Origin of the sequence: Amycolatopsis sp. NPDC059657 (genome assembly GCF_042734395.1) — a bacterium.
Taxonomy (GTDB): domain Bacteria; phylum Actinomycetota; class Actinomycetes; order Mycobacteriales; family Pseudonocardiaceae; genus Amycolatopsis.
In genome coordinates this window covers 49,894-65,483 of sequence record NZ_JBHWEB010000025.1, presented here as the reverse complement: position 1 = coordinate 65,483, position 15,590 = coordinate 49,894, and the positions used below count along the sequence as shown (strand labels likewise).

Here is a 15,590-nt window from a genome sequence, read left to right as displayed (position 1 = left end):
GGCTCAGGCCGCCCCGACGATCCCCTTGAGGATCTCCACCACGAGCGGCGCCAGCGCCGCCAGGCCGTAGCCCCACCCGGCCGACTTGAACGCAGTCTTGGCTTTCTCCACTTCGCCGGGGTCACCGCCGGCCATCAGATAGCGGACACCGCCGTAGGTGAGGAACACCGTCGCCAGCCCTGCGAGGATGCCGACTAGCCAGTTGCGGATGTTGTTGAAGACGTCCTCGACTTTGGCCACGAACGCGAGCACCTGGACGGTCTCGGCGTGCGCCGGACCGACCGTCGCGACGATCAGCAGCGCCGCGGTCACAACAGTTGCGGCGACCGCTCGGCGAGTACGTGGGCGTGCCGATGCGGAGGAAACCCTCCGATGACTGGCGAGCTGCCGAAGCCAGGACTTCATGCGGCGCCGGGCTGCTCGGGAGCGTCGCGCGAGCGCTGTGCGGGTGGTGTTCTCGGTGGCGGTGGGTGCTGTCACGCGCATCGGTGGGCCTCCGGATTCGGCGGGGTGGCATCGGTCCGCGGAGAACTGGGTGGGATCTCCCCGCACCCCAAGAGGCGGGATTTCGGGTCGTTTTTCGACACCAAGCGTGAAGATTTCTTTTCCTTGACCGGTCGGCCGTTGCGATGACGGCCGCTCACAGCACGTGACAGTCCGGGCTCGTCATCGGACGGAGGAGTGGCGGTGCCGGAAGCCAGGGCGTTCAGCGCGGCGTAGGCGACCGGGTCCTCGGAGTCCGGTTCGGCCACCTGCTCGAGCAGCCAGGACACGAGTCGGTCTTCGGCCCGATCCCGCGCTTTGAAGGCGGTCTTGAGTGCCGTTCCGTGGGCTTGCGCCCACTCGGTCATCGACGTGTCGCCGACGCGCGTGGCCGAGATCAACTCGGCTTCGGTCGGGGTGAGAATCTGCTCGCCGACCGCCCGCGCGAGAACCAAGTCCTGGTGCCCATAGGGCGGCCGGGGCACGGTAGATCGGTAGCCGGATCCGACCGGCCGCGGGGCGTCGAGCGACTCCTCCAGTGTCACCTTCCCGGCGCGGCGCGCGGCGTAGTGCAGTCGGAGTGCGATCGCGGGCTCGGCAAGTTCGACCGTCCCCAGCGCCTCGACGAACCCGGCGAGGACGGCGGCATGGACATCGGCTCGATCACCCGGATATCGGGCGGCCAGCCACTTGGCGCTCGAGGCCAGCGACGGCAGCGCCATCCCGACACATGCCACCGTCCACTTCCCGCCCTCGACGCGCGACCGCAGCACCAGATGCGCCCACACGTCATCGCGCGTGCGGCGCGGGCACTGCTTGCTCATCAGCCGGTCCCGCAGCTCGTCCAGCGGCACCGTCCGCCGCGGCAACCCAGCGAACCGGGCCCCGTGGATCGAGAGCGGTTTCGGCCCTGTCACCAGCCACCCGAAGGCGTTCCGCGCGGTATCCAGCGGCAACCATTCGTGCTCGTCGCGATCCTGGTCGGACGATGAATAAATAGTGTCATCGCTCATGATTTCTAGCTCCTGTTCGAGTCGTTCGTAATTGACTCCGCTAGGACGCCAGAACGTCGACAAGAAAAGAGCAAGAAAGAGTTAAGAAAGGCGCAAGCCGCACCTGAAAGGCCGCTTTCCGATCCGGCGTCTGCGCCTTCTTGAAGGATTCAGTTTGGGTGCCGCTCGATGGCGTCGCGCGAGCTTGATTAGGTGGTTGACCAGTGAATTTAACCGCTCCTTAGCGGCGTTGGTGCCGTAGAGGGTTGGACTTGATGCTCGGTTGTCGGAGCTCGCGGAGAGAAAGTTTTGAGACTTGCCAATGTCGTCTCGACCGTGGGCGATTGATGCACGCTGGATTCCACGGGTCCACTTGGGTCTGAGGAAACCAGGTGTGTGTGAGGGTTCGCTCTTTCCCTGCGCGGAGAAGTTTTTGAGAAATTTGAATTTGGGTGTCGAAAAACGGGCCTAAAACCCGCCTCTTGGGGTGACTAGGAAGTCCACGCCGACTAACTCCGCGAGGAAGGTCACCGATGACACCGACACCGCACGACGACTCGCCATACCGCCGCTACCGTCCGCGTCGTCTCGACGCCGGGGCCCCGGCACGGACGGCCCACGGCCGCCATCGCGTCGCCTCCCACGCAGCCGCACGAGGCCGCATATTCGCGCCGCGGCCGGTCGCGCTGTGGCCCTTCGCCGACGCTGAACCGCTGCCCGGAACCGCGCTGCTCGCCGGCTGGCTCGGACGCATGATCGTCACCTTGGTCACCGGCTACACGAGCCCTGGCGACCGCGTCCTCCTGCTCGCTCCACCGGCGCCCCCGCGAGGGCGGCCGCCGACACCTCACGGCGCGCGCGGGACTGACCCGTACGCCGGACTGGCCGAGGCAGTCTGGACTGTCGCCCGGCTCGGCCGCGGCGCCGACACCGCGACCGTGGCGCCCGCCCCGGACCGCGTCGGCGACCATGTCGACTCGCTCGGTCGGGGTGAGGTCGAGTCGGCGTCCGGACCCCGACTCGGTCGGCTCCGCCTGCAGACTCCAACCGGACCGCACCGCGAGTCCGAACATCGACCTGCGCGCGTCAACACAGGGTCCGGCGACCGGTTCGATCTGATCATCACCGCCGTCCATCCGCACGACACCGACTGGCTCGCAGACACCGACTGGGACACGGTCCTGGCCCCGACTGCCACCCTCGCAGTGGTTACCCATAGCGATCATCGGCAAGGTCGGCTCGTCGATCCATCGACCGCGATCGTGACAACCCTTCGTAGTTTCCAGCGCGGGTGGCTGGACCACATCGCCGTCCTCGACCAACCGTTTCCCGCTCCTGCGAGCGCGACCGGGCCCACATCACCACGGGCGAGCCGAGGCTCCGCCGTCGGGCCGCCGTCAGTGCATTCGGTGCACCAGGACCTCCTTCTGTTCGGCCCGCTGCTCTTACCTGCCGCAGCCGGACCAGTCACCGACGAACGCGGGGAGTCATCGGATGACTAGTCGCCAGCTGGCCTCGGCGTGGCCGACCGGAACCGAGGCTTTGGACACTCAGTTGGCCGGCCGCGGCTACCACCACGCCACCGGCTCAGACCCGGCGCTGATGTCGCCAGCCATCGCCGAGTACGCCATCACCGCCTTGACCCGCCCAGGTGGCGTCGTGCTCGATCCGGACTGCGGCGCGGGCACCACGATCGTCGAGGCGTTGAGGGCCGGCAGGCACGCCATCGGGCTGACCGCGCAGCGGCGCTGGTGGCGCCTGGCCCGAGCCAACGTGACCGCCACCAAAGCGAGCGGCGCGCCGATGGACGGCATGGTCCTCGTTCTCGATCGCCGACCGGGCACGGTCGCCGCGGCTGAGACGGCCGGACTGACCGGACGCGTCGATCTTCTGCTGACCACCCTGCGTCCGGACAGCGCGAGCTCGACCGACGGGCTTGACCGGCTTCGGTTCTTGCTGGGGCAGTGCCGTCCGTTGGTGCGTCCCGGTGGGCACGTCGTGATCACCACCGCCCAGCGCCGCAACCCCGTCCGGCACGACCTGCTCGACATCCCCGGCCAGATCATCGAGGCCGGCATTGCCGTAGGGCTGGCACCGGTCGCCCGATGTCTCGCGCTCACCGCCGATATTCGTGGCCGACGCGCGTACACGCGCGCGACTCTCGCCCAGCGGCGGGCCGCCACCCAGATCGAACGCGCCGTCGGGCATTCGATCGTCCTGCAGGCGCACCACACGGCGCTGGTGTTCCGGGCCGATCCCGAGGCCGGCGATCCGGCATTGACCCAGCCGATTCCGCCGCTTCCCGCGCCGTACCCACTGCGTCGGCGCGCTCGCAGGACAGCGTCGGTCTTAGCGGCTGCCTAAGTGCGCGTCCGTTCACTCGGCCCAACAAAGAAGGAGAACCGCCATGAGCATCACCCCTGAACCGGAGCGCCGGCCGCGCCGAGTCTCACGTCGGGACGATCCCGTGCTGTATCCGGCCTTGAGGCACCGCGAGCGTCAACAGGGATCCCCAGGCCGCTGGCAGAGGCTGCGAGAGGCCCTGGCCGACTACCTGACATCCCCGTACGCGCACGATGACTGGCACGAGACGGTCCATCAGGGTGTCCGCGCGTACCAGCGCGAGCTGGGCTGGCGGTCACGCTCCGCGCTCCGGCAGCGCACCCTCGACGGCTGGTGGCTGGGACCCGCACCCTACGGCTACGTGCTGGAGCGCCACTGGGTCGAAGCCGAATCCGGTCGTGGGCGTTGGCGGCACCGGCTGGTCGTCGATGGTCTGCGTGCGCCAGTCGTACCCCTGATCTTCACCTGGTACCTGCGGGACAAGGTCGGCGAGCGCGCGATCGTTCGGCGCCTGATCGATCAGGAGTGTCCTCAGCCTGCCGATCCCGCCTCGGGTCGGTCGAGGGCATGGAGCCCGGCGGTCGTCCGCGGCATCCTGAACAACCCCGCCTACCTCGGCTACGTCGTGCGAGGCCGCACGCTGCGCGGACTGGATCGGCCACCGGAATGCTGGACCTGGTCGCAGCAGCCATGCCATCGGGCCCTGGTCGAACCGGCCATGTTCTGGGCGGTCTACAACAGCCGGTTCTGCTGGGTTCCGACGCAACCGGGCACCGACGACATCGGACCTGCCGCCGACGGCCGGGCGGCGGCATGAATCAACAACCGACCGGCACCATCCACTATCGCGACCGCACGATCGCGCTCTACACCGGAGACGCCACGACCACTCTGGCCGGTCTGCCTGAGCAGTCGGTGGACTGCGTGGTGACCAGTCCGCCGCACTGGCGACTGCGTGACTACAGCACCCGACGACGGATCGGCTGCAACTCGATGTGCATGCACGTTCCAGGCAGTGTCAGGGACCGCACCACCCTCCACGCAGACCGGCAGCACGGCCGCGAACCCAACCCGCGGGCTTACGTCGACCGTCTTCGTGCCGTGCTCGACGAGGTGCGTCGTGTCCTTGCCGACACAGGGACACTGTGGCTCAGCCTGGTTGACTCGTACCTGGTGGGGATCCCGTGGCTCGTCGCTTTCGCGCTGCAGCGGGACGGCTGGATTCTGCGGAACGCGATCGTGTGGAACAAACCCACTGCCCTGGCCGAGCCGGTCCGCGATCGGTCCTCCAGCCGCTACGAGCTACTGTTCCTGCTGAGCAAACAGCAGAAGTACCACTTCAATCTCGACGCTATCCGGCAACCCCGGATCCGCCCGGCGGGCACCGCTCGGGGGAAGAACCCGGGCGACGTGTGGTCGTTGCCGACACAGCCGCAGCGTGAAGTGCGCTTCGCCGCGTTCCCGATCCACCTGCCGCTGCGCTGTATCGCCGCAGGATGCCCGACGGGCGGGGTCGTGCTCGACCCGTTCAGCGGCGCTGGCACGACAGGCCTCGCCGCGCGTCGACTCGGGCGACGCTATGTCGGCGTGGACCTGGAACCCGAACAGCACGAGATCGCCGTGCGCCGCCTCGGTCTCCCCACCCAGCAGCCTTGCCGGAGCACGGCATGACGCCCGGACACACCGTGTTCCACCGTGGCGATGGTGTCACGCTCTACACCGGGGACGCTGCGGCCGTGCTGGCTGGCTTCCCCGGTGAGTCCGTGGACTGTGTGGTGACCTCACCTCCGTACTGGGGCTTGCGCGACTACCGCGTCCGCGGCCAATACGGCGCCGAAAGCACAGTCGAGGAGTACGTCGCGACCCTCGTCGCGGTATTCGACGAGCTTGCACGGGTGATCAAACCGGGCGGCTCGGCGTGGCTCAACCTCGGCGACACATTCGGTGGGTCCTGGGGCAATTACGTCGCCGCGGGTTCCGAGTCGCGGACGGCGCCGGTCCGCGTGGCGTTGAGCTATGGAGTGCTTCGCCCGCCGCAGTCCCGTCACCGGTCGAAGGACTTGATCGGCGTGCCCTGGCGAGTCGCGTTCGCTCTCCAATCCGCAGGATGGGCGCTGCGGAGCGCGGTGGTATGGGAGAAACCCAACGCCCGCCCCGAGAGCGCGCGGGACCGACTCAGCCAGCGCTACGAAATGCTGTTCTGGCTTAGCTTTCGCGACGACCTCCCACCCGCCGATCCGGATTCGACCGGCGATGTGTGGACGATCCCGGCCGAACGCGCCCGCACCGGGCACCCCGCGGCCGGAACACTCGAAGTCGCCCGACGCTGCCTTCAACACAGCTGCCAGCCAGGTGCGGTCGTGCTGGATCCCTTCTCCGGCAGCGGAACCACGGGGATCGCGGCGCGCCAGCTTGGGCACCGATTCGTCGGCATCGACCTCGACCCGGCCTGTCACGCTCTTGCGATGTCCCGCCTGCTGGCGCTGATCGAAACACCCAATCGGTGACTCGGGCTTCCCCGAGACCCCCTGTCAGCGCGAGTATCGAATAAGGATTACTCGATCGAAAGGGCCAGTATGGCGGTGACAGGTGACGACACCTCACAGCCCAGGCTCGTGGATTCCATCGCCATCGACGGCGGACTCCATGCCAACTTCGAAATCCGTGTTGCCGACGGCACCGACGCGAAGCAGCTGGCGCTGACGCAAGCGAGAGTGCTGCGGGAGGTGACGGCATGGCTGACAGCCCGGAAGCAATCCGAGATTGGGCAGGACCGCGCCGCGTAGATCGGCAGCATCCGCTCGCCGGACCGGTGATCCTGGCCGAGTCAGCCGTCATACGGGTTGCCTTCCTTGGCCGCACCTCGACGTACGACCAACAGGACCCGACTCTTTCGCTCCCGCGTCAGTTGAAGAACTGCCTGTTCGCTCTGCCGGAGAACGCGGTCGTCACCGCTCACTTCTACGACATCGAGTCTGGCCGCAAGGAAGCTGCCGCACGCAGCGAGAGCCGGGCCCACGAGATGTTCGAGATCCCCATCCCGCGCGATGGCGGCATCCAGGAACTCCTCGACGAAGCCGCCCGCCCGGACCGACGGTTCGATGTTGTCATCTGCGAAGACATCTCCCGTCTCGCGCGCCGGACCTACATCGGGACCCAGATCGAGCACGAGCTTGAGCAGCACGGGATCCTCGTGGTCGCAGTCGACGAAGGTGTTCGGCTTGGCCGGACCGGTCGTCGCGCCAAGACCGCGACACAAGTCCTGACTCGTCGCGTCAAGCAAGGTGTTGCCGAGTGGTACGTCACCGAGATGCTGGAGAAGAGCTGGGACGGGTTCGAGACCCATACCGACCAGGGATTCAACGTCGGCAAGGCCCTGTACGGGTATCGCGCCGAGCACATCAAGCACCCCGTGCCCGCCAAACGGGCCAAGGGCCTGAAGAAGACCAAGCTGAAGGCGCACGAAGTTGAAAGCGCGGTCGTCCGCAAAGTGTTCGGATGGCGCGTCGACGAGCGTCTCGGCTACCAGGCCATTGCGGATCGGCTCAACAAGGACTTGGTCACCAACCCGCCGCCAACGCCGGTCGACCCATCCCGCGCTGTCGGTATGTGGACTTACTCCAATGTCCGCGAGGTGTTGACCAACCCCAAGCACACCGGTCACATGGTGTGGAACCGGTTCGCGCGCAAGGGCAACGGCAAGAACAGGATCAACCCGACCAGCGAGTGGGTCTGGTCGTCGAAACCCACGCACGAGGCGTTGGTCAACCTGGAGACGTTCGTGCAGGCCCAGCAAGTGGCGCCGCACCGCGAGCGTTCGCGCACGACGCCTGGGAAGAGCAAGGACCCCCAAGCCAAGCTGGTGTATCCGCTGCGCAGCTTCGTCTATTGCGACTTGTGTGGGCGGCGGATGTGCGGCAACACCCCGACTGCGAACCGCTACTACGCGTGCGGTCCGAAGAAGGCGTGGCGGCCGGAGGGACATCCGACGATCTGTCGGGTCCGCGAGGATGTCCTGCTCGACATGCTTGAAACCTTCCTGTCGACGAGGGTTTTCGGTACTTACCGCCAGGACCTTCTTGAACTCAACCTCAAGACGCTCGACGAGGCCGCCGAAGGCGAACGAACCGCCCGTATCCAGGCGCTTCGACGTGCGATCGCGGACAACCAGGCCAAAGGCAAGAACCTGCTTCGCACCCTCGAAGTGGCCGAGGATGTGGATCAAGACTTCATCCGCGACGTCAACGAGCGACGCGCCGAGCTGAAAATCCAACGGACGACACTTGAAGCCCAGCTCGACGAGGTGGAGGAGGGGCGGCGCAAGGCGCCGAACCCAGCCCTCCTCCCGCTGCTTCCCACTGGGGAAATCAAGCTGGGCGGACTACCGGACGAGTTGACCCGGCAGCTGTTCGAAGCGCTACGGCTCGAGATCCGCTACAACCACGACACTCGCTTGGTTACCTGCAGGATCACCCTCGTCGGGGCGAGCCTCGCCGCAGTGAACCAGGCGATCAAGAAGTCGAACGTCATTCCGTTCCCATCCACGAGCAGTCCGCTCGCGACACAGGAGGCCCCTACGATGAACGCAGGTCAGACGTCCCTTATTGATGATGGTTTGCGGGCCACCCTGTCGGGGGCACGGACAGCATCCACACAAGCGCTGTCTGCCCGCTGAGCAGGCACTTCTTGTGCGGACATGGGGTCACTGATCCTTTCGGCCGTGTGGGCGATCTCGGGCACCAGCTTGGCTGGTAGCCGGATAGTGATTGTCACATGGTCGGTGTCGTCGTGGAGCCTGATCTCGAGCTGGGTGGCCTCGGACAGGGCTTGGAGCTGCGGCTCGGGTGCGTTAGCGAGGTTGAGCGCGAGGTAGGGGAGCGCGTCGAGCAACGCCACGTCCTCGGTGCTGGGAAGCTGGGTCGGGTCTGCTTTGTCCGCGGCGTCGAGCTCGGCGAGTCTGGTGAGCGGCGTGCTCTTTTGGGCTTCCAGGTCGTTGTAGCTGCCACGCAGCGCCTTGGTGAACGGGTCGCCTGGATCGCCGTCCTGAGCCTGGCGGAGGACACCGGCCTGTTTCCGTTCAAGCTCAGCGAGCAGCCGCTGAAGGCGTTCTCGTTCCGCCTGGCGTGCGAGGGTGGCTCGGTCATCGACTTGGTTGAGGTCTGCGGCTAGGAGTTCACGGCGCTCGGGGCCGAACACGCGGTCGGCGAAGAACCTTGCGACCGCGTTGAGCAGCGCGTTCTCCCTGATGTAGACCGTCTTGGGATGCCCGACCCACTTATCGGGACGTCCGCGGTTGTTGTTGCGTGGCGCGCACTTGTAGTAAGGCGCATCGTGCCGGATACAGCCCTCCATGCGACGGTTGCAGTCGCAGAAGGCTCTGCTGCGGAACAAGTACGTGCGCTTCGTGGCGGGATGGCTGTTGGGGGCGTTGCCGGGCCGGGACCCGCGGTTGGCCTGTGATCGGGCGTTCAGCTGGTCGTACAGCTGCTTGGGGATCAGGGGCGAGTGTGCGGGCTCAACGGACCAGACCCATTTGACTTGATCATTCACCTTGCCGCCTCGTGATCGGCGGGCTCGGCGATTGAACACCTGGTAGCCGGTGTATTTGGGGTTCTTCAGGATCTCGTACACCGTGGTCTTGCCCCATGCGCCGCGTGCGCGGGCCTTGTTGGTGGGCGCGGGTGGCGGGTACTTCGTTGGGTCGGCGTTGAGCTTGTCGGCGATCTCGCCATAGCCGAGTTGCTCGTGGTACCGCCACAAGGCGATCTGGGTGACTGTTTCAGCGGCGAGCCCGTCCGGCTCCAGTCTGGACTTGGTGAGTCCCTTGGCGGCCTTGACCGGGTTGGGGTGGCGGAAACTCTTGGCTCGGTATCCGTACGGCGGCTTGCCGATGTTCCAGCCTTCGCGGACATGGGTGCAGAGACCGCCCCAGGACATTTCGAGGGTGTTGAGGACCTCGTACTCGGCTACCGACTGGTTGATCCTGCGCTGCAAGATCCGCTGAGCCCGGCTGCCCGACAACATGATCGGTTCGTTCGAGGCGAAGAGGGGGACGTCAGCCAGGTCGAGCGCACGCTCTACCGAGAGGCCTTCGAAGGCGCGGCGGGCGACGCGGCTGATTCCTTCGCAGATCACCACGTCGAATCGACGGTCGGCGCGCGTGGCCTCGTCGAGGAGGTCCGCGATTCCGCCGTCGCGGGCGATCGGGATGTCGAATCGCTCGTAGTTGTCGCCGTGGCCGCGGGCGTCGAGATCCATTCGCCCGGACTCGACGTCGTAGAAGTGAGCGACGATCACCCAAGACTCGGGGATCGCCGGCTTACAGTTCCCGAGTTGGCGCAGCATGGACTGGCGCGGGTCCTGTTGGTCCTCGGTGGATGTCCTGCCGAGAAACGCCACCCGCACTTCGTCGCGCAGCAGCGCGGCGGGCATCCCCAGAGGCGAGACCGCGTAGTCCGACAGCCCAGACGGGCCAGAAGCCGTCACGGGCGTCAACGCCGCCGCTGTGAGCTGCGCCTGCTCGAAGAGCGACGAAATGGTCTGGCCGGGCTCTGTCATGCCGGTTCGTCCTCCGTGGATTCCTGACGGGATCGTTCGTCGGCCCAGCGGAGAAGATCGCCGATCACGGTGGCGAGTCGGCCGCTGAGACGTTCAGCTTCGGCGCCGTGGATTTGGCGGATATAGCCAGAGAATTTGAGAGCCGCGCCGTTTCTGCGTGGCTGATCGTAACACCAGACTGCATGGTCGGGGGCGTCACCGTGCATGGCATGGCTCCTTGTCGGCAGACCGACTCTCCCGGTGACGTGAGACCAGAAGCCTTGTGCAGTAAGGCAAGTCGTCTCGTTGGATCTCGGTGAGTCTCGGCGTGGATGCTCTGAAGGAGACATGCGTTTCGAAGATACCGTTTGATTCATTGAATCGACTGACGATTCCTAGCCCAAGCAGGCGAACAGTCTGGGCGGCGAGACCTGATGAGACGATGAGACCTGCAAGTCGAGACAAACGAGACTGCTACGAGACCAGGCCGACGTCTCGATACTCGGAGTGTCTCCCGGAGTCGCCCGACCGGGCAACCGAGCGTTGGAGAGGCTTCGCGTGGCAGCGAGGTGTCGATCCCAACTGGTCGGCTCTGCCTGCAGGTTTTGACTTGGTGCTGGTGCGCATGCGTGGCGCGTGCGGACGTTCAACCAGCGGTGGCCTGCGGAGTCGGTTGTCACTGCGGCTGGATGCGTGTTCGGAATCGCAGAGGTTGCAGGTCTGCTTCCTTATAAGCGCAGAAGTCGCGATTTGGGTGATGCAACCAGAAACCGGCTTCACCCGAATGGGTGTTGCGTTGGTTGCACATGGTCGGCATGATCAACTTTGTTATCAAAAAGTCGGGGAGGGCTTCAGATGACGAGGTGGTCGAGCTTGGCCTCGCGATATATGCAATGTTGCGGCGGGCTGCACTTCGCGCGAGCGCGCCGGATGCGCGTGCGTCTATAGTCAGTCGCGTAGAAGGTTTACTCTGCCACTCTGGGGCTCTCTCCTGTAGTAGGGGAGGTTCAGTGTGAATATTATCCAGCGAGGTGCGTTGGTTGCTGGCGCGCTCAGCCTCGGCGTGCTGGGGTCAGCTGGTTCGGCGGCTGCGAGCCCGGGCATTGCCGCTGTTCACAGTACTTCCTTGGTCGGTGCGGTCTTTGCGAGTTCGCCGGAACCTGCGTCGGTCGAGGATTGGTATCCGTGGGGGACGTACGCGTCCGAAGGGCAGTGTGTCGACGCGGGAAATAAGTATCTGAGGGAGGAGCCTTGGCATTTTCGCGCCTACCGTTGTCAGATGCAGGGAATTATTTGGAAGCTCTATTTGGATGAAAAGTAGTAGGTAGGCTGTATATCCTGAGGGGGATACGATGAATAAAATGGTAATGCGCGCCGCTCTCTTTTTCTCGGTGGCCATGTCGCTTGTATTTGGTGGCGGTCTCGCGTCGGCGGCCAGTGTGTCGCCTGCGAACTCTGCCGGAGTTGAGTCGTACTTCAGGTACGGCGTCTACAATGGATACGAGGAATGTTCCGTCTACGGTGTTGCCTACGATGCTGCCAATCCGCGGTCGACCGGCTGGTACTGCGTCTCGGAGGGTGGCAACCGTTATGCGCTCTACGTCGACGATGGCATCACTGACTGAGGCTGACCTGGCGAGTTAGTTCGCAGTTGACTTGGCATGCTCGACAACGTTATGTTGTCGAGCATGCCAAGGAACGCGAACCGTCTCACCATGGACGAGGAATACGAACTGGTCACCCAGCTCAAGCGCTTCATGCCGCCGAGTGCACGTGAGCAGGAGCATCCCGGCCTGTGGCCGCTGGTCGAGATGACCAGCGCCTGCTCAGTCGGCTCTGCAGAGCAGGACACGGACCGTCGGTCTGCCGGTCTGCCGACCGTCGATGAGGTCACCGCGAATGATGTGATCGCTGCGATGCGCCTCGTCCCGCAGGTCCGCGAGGACCTCGACGCCAGTGAGATCCGGCTCATCGAAGCCGCCCTTGACCGTGGAGAGAACTTCGACTCCCTCGGTGCTGCCTGTGGCCTGTCTCGGCAAGGCATGCGCCAGCGGTACCAACGGCTTGGCGGTACGCGTCGCTGGGCAGGATCCGACAACGACGACAGCGAATAGGCTCGGTGCGCTGGAACTGCCAGGAAATCCTGGTCGGCTGCACGCATTCTGACCTGGTGCGCCGTCGTCGCCAATGCTGCAGTGCGATGCTGGCTACGCGGGTTGATCTCTCTGTCGTGCCCCGGTGAAGATTGCGGGCAGGGTTCCTGACTCGTGGTCCGCCAAGCAGGTCCGGACGGCCGGTCACTGAGTTGTCCTGACCTACTTGGCGGATTCGGCGCCCCTGCGTGGTCTCGGCACGGCCTCGACTTTTCGGCGTTGTCTGCTGCCCGCCGGGAGCCCGTCAAACGCAGGCGCTGACGCCGCGGTAGCAGGCCTGTCCGACGAGATACGTGGACGCGTCGTCGAGCATGTAAACCCAGACCTTGTCGGCCCCGCCGACGACGTCTGCTTTCAGGGGGAGGGGCTGCGGTCCCCGAGTTGTTACACCAGACGTTGGAGTGGTTGCTGTCCAGAAGGCCGCTGCCTCGATACGCCTTCGCGTAGACCTGCCGGCACCCGGTGGCCTTGAACGCTCCGTCGACGCCAACACTCCGGTTGTACCAGGTGACCGTGCCTTTGTAGTAGCTCGCCCCATACACAATCGAGAAGGTGCTGGTGGGGTAGGCGGTGGCGGCGGCCGGAGCCGCCGCGAAAATCATCCCCGCGACCGCGGTCACGGCCGCGCCGACCTTTCTTGTGTGGCTCTTCGCTGTCGTTCTGTCCTTCAATATCACCATGACGAACCCTTCCCGGTTCGCAGACGGTGCAATAGACCAGAACATATAACCCACACGGGTGAAGTAATGCTTGCCCTTAGGCAGGGGCAAGGATCTGGCCCAGCAAATGGCCAAGGGGTGATTTCGAGGCTGTGGCGATCTTGTTGCCACTCGGAAGGCCTCGATCATGTCCACCTGTTCGAACAGTCCCCTGTCAGCGTTGCAGGCCCATTTCACCAACCCGCGTTCGCTCACCCGATTCGATGGCGCGCTCGAGGCGTGGTCGGCGCGAGATCCGGAGCTGGCGGGAATCACAGGCCACGCTGAGCTGGCCGAGGTATTGCGGAGCGACAACTACGCGCGCCACGACGTGGTGCTCCATAACCTGCTGCGGCGTGCGGCCACTGCGGACGATGAGGGGAACCTCGCGACCGATGTGGTGATGAACGCGATGGTGCCGGCGGTACCCGGCATCGTGGGCCGCGTCATCCGAGCCACCCGCGCCGCCGCGTTCACGTGCGGGACTCGCCGTGGTGTGACGGGAGCCGGGGTCTCGACGAGCGAGAGCAACCGAGACATCCAGGCCGTGGTGATCGGCCATCTCTGGGAGAAGGTGCGCTGTTACCCGTTGCGGCGGCGCAATTGTGTCGCGGCCAACTTGGTCAGGGACACACAGCGGGCCGTTCTGCGGTCCTTTGGCGTCGACTACTGCCAGGCCGCAGCGGACGTGGTCAGTTTGGACGATGCCGCGCTCGCCAGTCAGGTCCGCGATCAACCTGGAGAACTCGGCGCGTCCGAGGAACTGCTGGAGCTGCTGTCATGGGCGCTTGAGCAGAAATGCCTGGATGAGAAGGCCGCGGCGATTCTGGCCGAGCGCTACTTCGGAGAGCAGATTGGCTCGGGCGGCGTGGTCGCAGATCGGAAAGTCGGCAAGAAGCTGGGAATGAGCCAGCCGACAACGACCCGCCAACGTCAGCGCGCGGTCGAGCAACTGGCTGCTGCCGCCCACGACTTCTGTGGTGGCAGGAGGTCGTGGTTGGGGTGAATCAGACGACGGGTGCGGAGTGCGTGTCTGGGCATAAGCAGTCCGCACCCGGAGGGTTGGAGCACCTGTGACCGGTTCCCGTATCGCACTCGATCCCGATGAAACGGCGATCGCCCGCGCCCGTATTCATGCGCGGGACCTGGCCGCACGGCTGGCGGTCTCGCTGATCGATCGTCAGCTCTATGTCGAGTTGCGGGAGTTCCTCGAGGAGGTCGGCTTCCCCGCGTGCGACGCGTTGGACGCCATGGCCGGTCGCACTGACGCGAGACTGCGGTCCCGGCTGTGTCTCGTGCTTGGTCTCGATTCGAGCCGTGAGGACGAGACACGATGAGACGGCGATCGGGTAGCGAGACCGGGTCTCGGTTGCTTCCGGACGCCGATGTCGAGTCGTTGCGCCGGTCGGTCGTGCGCCGCGGCGGGCGACTCGCCGCGTGGTGTGTGGTGGTAGCTGGTCCGCTTGTGACCGTGCTGGCGCTGGTTCTGCTGCGGCCGGTACAGCAGACGGCGCCGACCGCGGTAGAGCAGGTGCAGCGAGATCCGCGTGGCTGGGCCGAGATGTACGTGCGGGCGGTCCATCCTGGCCAGCATCGCGCAGGTCGAATCCCGGCACGCGGCCGGCCGCACGATCGCGCCGAACGGGGACATCACGCCGCCGATCCAGGGCCCGCTACTCGACGGATCCGGCGTCGGGGGTAACCGCACCCCGATCCGCAATCCGGACGGAAGTTTCGCCGGCGCGGTCGGTCCATTTCAGTTCCTGACCACCACCTGGGCCACCGTCGCCCAAGACGGCAACGGAGACGGGCAACGCAACCCGCACAACGCCTTCGACGCCGCACTCGGCGCCGCCGCACTCTTGTGCGGAACCGGCGCCCGAAACCTTGCCGACGAGGGTCAGTTGCGGGCCGCGGTGTATGACTACAACCACAGCGCGGCCTACGTTGAGCAGGTCATCGCCAACATCCGCGGCTACGACGCCATCCAACTGCAACCCGGCACCGCCGTCGACGCCGTCGGCGCGGCCAAGACCGTGATCGACGCGGCGATGGCCCAGCGCGGCGTGCCCTACATCTGGGGCGGCGGCACCGCCAACGGACCCAGCGGAGGCGGCTTCGACTGCTCCGGCCTCACCCTCTACGCCTACGCACGCGTCGGAATCACGCTCGCCCACAGCAGCAGAATCCAGTTCACCACCGGAACCCGAATACCCCGCGAACAAGGCCTCGCCGCACTGCGTCCAGCGGATCTCGTGTTCTACAGCCCGGCAACATCCACCACGTCGGGATCTACCTCGGCAACAGACAGATGATCAACGCACCCTACTTCGGCACCGTCGTCCGCATCGACCACCTTAACCTCGCTGACTACGCGGGCGGCG

Annotated in this window: 17 protein-coding genes; 13 read left to right on the top strand and 4 right to left on the bottom strand. The window is 65.6% G+C overall.

The features are described from left to right. Positions 1-3 precede the first annotated feature (3 nt). Positions 4-312, bottom strand: coding sequence for a pilin (locus tag ACFV15_RS16420; protein ID WP_378351285.1), 309 nt, complete (start codon positions 310-312; stop codon positions 4-6). A gap of 164 nt (positions 313-476) precedes the next feature. Continuing rightward, positions 477-1,496 carry a hypothetical protein gene (locus ACFV15_RS16415; protein WP_378351284.1) on the bottom strand — a complete coding sequence of 340 codons (1,020 nt, stop codon included), beginning with the start codon at positions 1,494-1,496 and terminating at the stop codon, positions 477-479. Positions 1,497-2,008: 512 nt separating this feature from the next. Between ACFV15_RS16415 and ACFV15_RS16410 the strand changes: the two genes are divergently transcribed. From ACFV15_RS16410 to ACFV15_RS16380, 7 genes are all read left to right on the top strand, one after another. After that, the gene (locus tag ACFV15_RS16410; RefSeq protein ID WP_378351283.1) at positions 2,009-2,977 is read left to right on the top strand and encodes a hypothetical protein; all 969 of its coding nucleotides are present in this window, start codon (positions 2,009-2,011) and stop codon (positions 2,975-2,977) included. After that, a complete protein-coding gene (locus ACFV15_RS16405) occupies positions 2,970-3,839 on the top strand; it encodes a DNA methyltransferase (RefSeq protein ID WP_378351282.1) in 870 nt (289 codons plus the stop codon). Before ACFV15_RS16410 ends, ACFV15_RS16405 begins: the two co-directional genes overlap by 8 nt. Before the next feature lie 43 nt (positions 3,840-3,882). Beyond that, positions 3,883-4,635, top strand: coding sequence for a recombinase family protein (locus ACFV15_RS16400; RefSeq protein WP_378351281.1), 753 nt, complete (start codon positions 3,883-3,885; stop codon positions 4,633-4,635). Further along, on the top strand, positions 4,632-5,489 hold the full coding sequence (locus ACFV15_RS16395; RefSeq protein ID WP_378351280.1) for a DNA-methyltransferase: 858 nt from the start codon (positions 4,632-4,634) through the stop codon (positions 5,487-5,489). Before ACFV15_RS16400 ends, ACFV15_RS16395 begins: the two co-directional genes overlap by 4 nt. After that, entirely contained in the window at positions 5,486-6,325 is an 840-nt protein-coding gene (locus ACFV15_RS16390) for a DNA-methyltransferase (protein WP_378351279.1), read from the top strand. Before ACFV15_RS16395 ends, ACFV15_RS16390 begins: the two co-directional genes overlap by 4 nt. A gap of 108 nt (positions 6,326-6,433) precedes the next feature. Further along, positions 6,434-6,604, top strand: a complete 171-nt coding sequence (locus ACFV15_RS16385; RefSeq protein WP_378351278.1) for a hypothetical protein — start codon at positions 6,434-6,436, stop codon at positions 6,602-6,604. After that, positions 6,553-8,493 carry a recombinase family protein gene (locus tag ACFV15_RS16380; protein WP_378351277.1) on the top strand — a complete coding sequence of 647 codons (1,941 nt, stop codon included), beginning with the start codon at positions 6,553-6,555 and terminating at the stop codon, positions 8,491-8,493. The genes ACFV15_RS16385 and ACFV15_RS16380 overlap by 52 nt, the downstream gene beginning before the upstream one ends. Here ACFV15_RS16380 and ACFV15_RS16375 read toward each other — a convergent pair. Together ACFV15_RS16375 and ACFV15_RS16370 are read right to left on the bottom strand one after the other, a co-directional pair. Continuing rightward, the gene (locus ACFV15_RS16375) at positions 8,409-10,376 is read right to left on the bottom strand and encodes a recombinase family protein (RefSeq protein ID WP_378351276.1); all 1,968 of its coding nucleotides are present in this window, start codon (positions 10,374-10,376) and stop codon (positions 8,409-8,411) included. The two genes, ACFV15_RS16380 and ACFV15_RS16375, sit on opposite strands and share 85 nt — an antisense overlap. After that, a complete protein-coding gene (locus ACFV15_RS16370; RefSeq protein WP_378351275.1) occupies positions 10,373-10,582 on the bottom strand; it encodes a hypothetical protein in 210 nt (69 codons plus the stop codon). Before ACFV15_RS16370 ends, ACFV15_RS16375 begins: the two co-directional genes overlap by 4 nt. Before the next feature lie 785 nt (positions 10,583-11,367). Here ACFV15_RS16370 and ACFV15_RS16365 point away from each other — a divergent pair. The 6 genes from ACFV15_RS16365 (at position 11,368) to ACFV15_RS16340 (ending at position 15,521) form a co-directional block, all read left to right on the top strand. Continuing rightward, the gene (locus tag ACFV15_RS16365; protein WP_378351274.1) at positions 11,368-11,676 is read left to right on the top strand and encodes a hypothetical protein; all 309 of its coding nucleotides are present in this window, start codon (positions 11,368-11,370) and stop codon (positions 11,674-11,676) included. A gap of 31 nt (positions 11,677-11,707) precedes the next feature. Further along, positions 11,708-11,980 carry a hypothetical protein gene (locus ACFV15_RS16360; protein ID WP_378351273.1) on the top strand — a complete coding sequence of 91 codons (273 nt, stop codon included), beginning with the start codon at positions 11,708-11,710 and terminating at the stop codon, positions 11,978-11,980. A 90-nt stretch (positions 11,981-12,070) separates the two neighbouring features. Further along, positions 12,071-12,469 carry a hypothetical protein gene (locus ACFV15_RS16355; protein WP_378351272.1) on the top strand — a complete coding sequence of 133 codons (399 nt, stop codon included), beginning with the start codon at positions 12,071-12,073 and terminating at the stop codon, positions 12,467-12,469. An 885-nt stretch (positions 12,470-13,354) separates the two neighbouring features. Continuing rightward, on the top strand, positions 13,355-14,212 hold the full coding sequence (locus tag ACFV15_RS16350; protein WP_378351271.1) for a hypothetical protein: 858 nt from the start codon (positions 13,355-13,357) through the stop codon (positions 14,210-14,212). 67 nt (positions 14,213-14,279) lie between these two features. Next, a complete protein-coding gene (locus ACFV15_RS16345; RefSeq protein ID WP_378351270.1) occupies positions 14,280-14,543 on the top strand; it encodes a hypothetical protein in 264 nt (87 codons plus the stop codon). A gap of 210 nt (positions 14,544-14,753) precedes the next feature. Next, complete coding sequence (locus ACFV15_RS16340; protein WP_378351269.1) at positions 14,754-15,521, top strand: NlpC/P60 family protein; 768 nt, start codon at positions 14,754-14,756, stop codon at positions 15,519-15,521. The last annotated feature ends 69 nt before the right edge of the window (positions 15,522-15,590 follow it).

Bases quoted from the DNA above. Each gene is read 5' to 3' on its own strand.
- ACFV15_RS16410 (WP_378351283.1), top strand. From the start codon at position 2,009: ATGACACCGACACCGCACGACGACTCGCCATACCGCCGCTACCGTCCG.
- ACFV15_RS16405 (WP_378351282.1), top strand. From the start codon at position 2,970: ATGACTAGTCGCCAGCTGGCCTCGGCGTGGCCGACCGGAACCGAGGCT.
- ACFV15_RS16360 (WP_378351273.1), top strand. From the start codon at position 11,708: ATGAATAAAATGGTAATGCGCGCCGCTCTCTTTTTCTCGGTGGCCATG.
- ACFV15_RS16375 (WP_378351276.1), bottom strand. From the start codon at position 10,376: ATGACAGAGCCCGGCCAGACCATTTCGTCGCTCTTCGAGCAGGCGCAG.
- ACFV15_RS16370 (WP_378351275.1), bottom strand. From the start codon at position 10,582: ATGCACGGTGACGCCCCCGACCATGCAGTCTGGTGTTACGATCAGCCA.
- ACFV15_RS16390 (WP_378351279.1), top strand. From the start codon at position 5,486: ATGACGCCCGGACACACCGTGTTCCACCGTGGCGATGGTGTCACGCTC.
- ACFV15_RS16380 (WP_378351277.1), top strand. From the start codon at position 6,553: ATGGCTGACAGCCCGGAAGCAATCCGAGATTGGGCAGGACCGCGCCGC.
- ACFV15_RS16400 (WP_378351281.1), top strand. From the start codon at position 3,883: ATGAGCATCACCCCTGAACCGGAGCGCCGGCCGCGCCGAGTCTCACGT.
- ACFV15_RS16395 (WP_378351280.1), top strand. From the start codon at position 4,632: ATGAATCAACAACCGACCGGCACCATCCACTATCGCGACCGCACGATC.
- ACFV15_RS16355 (WP_378351272.1), top strand. From the start codon at position 12,071: ATGGACGAGGAATACGAACTGGTCACCCAGCTCAAGCGCTTCATGCCG.
- ACFV15_RS16415 (WP_378351284.1), bottom strand. From the start codon at position 1,496: ATGAGCGATGACACTATTTATTCATCGTCCGACCAGGATCGCGACGAG.
- ACFV15_RS16350 (WP_378351271.1), top strand. From the start codon at position 13,355: ATGTCCACCTGTTCGAACAGTCCCCTGTCAGCGTTGCAGGCCCATTTC.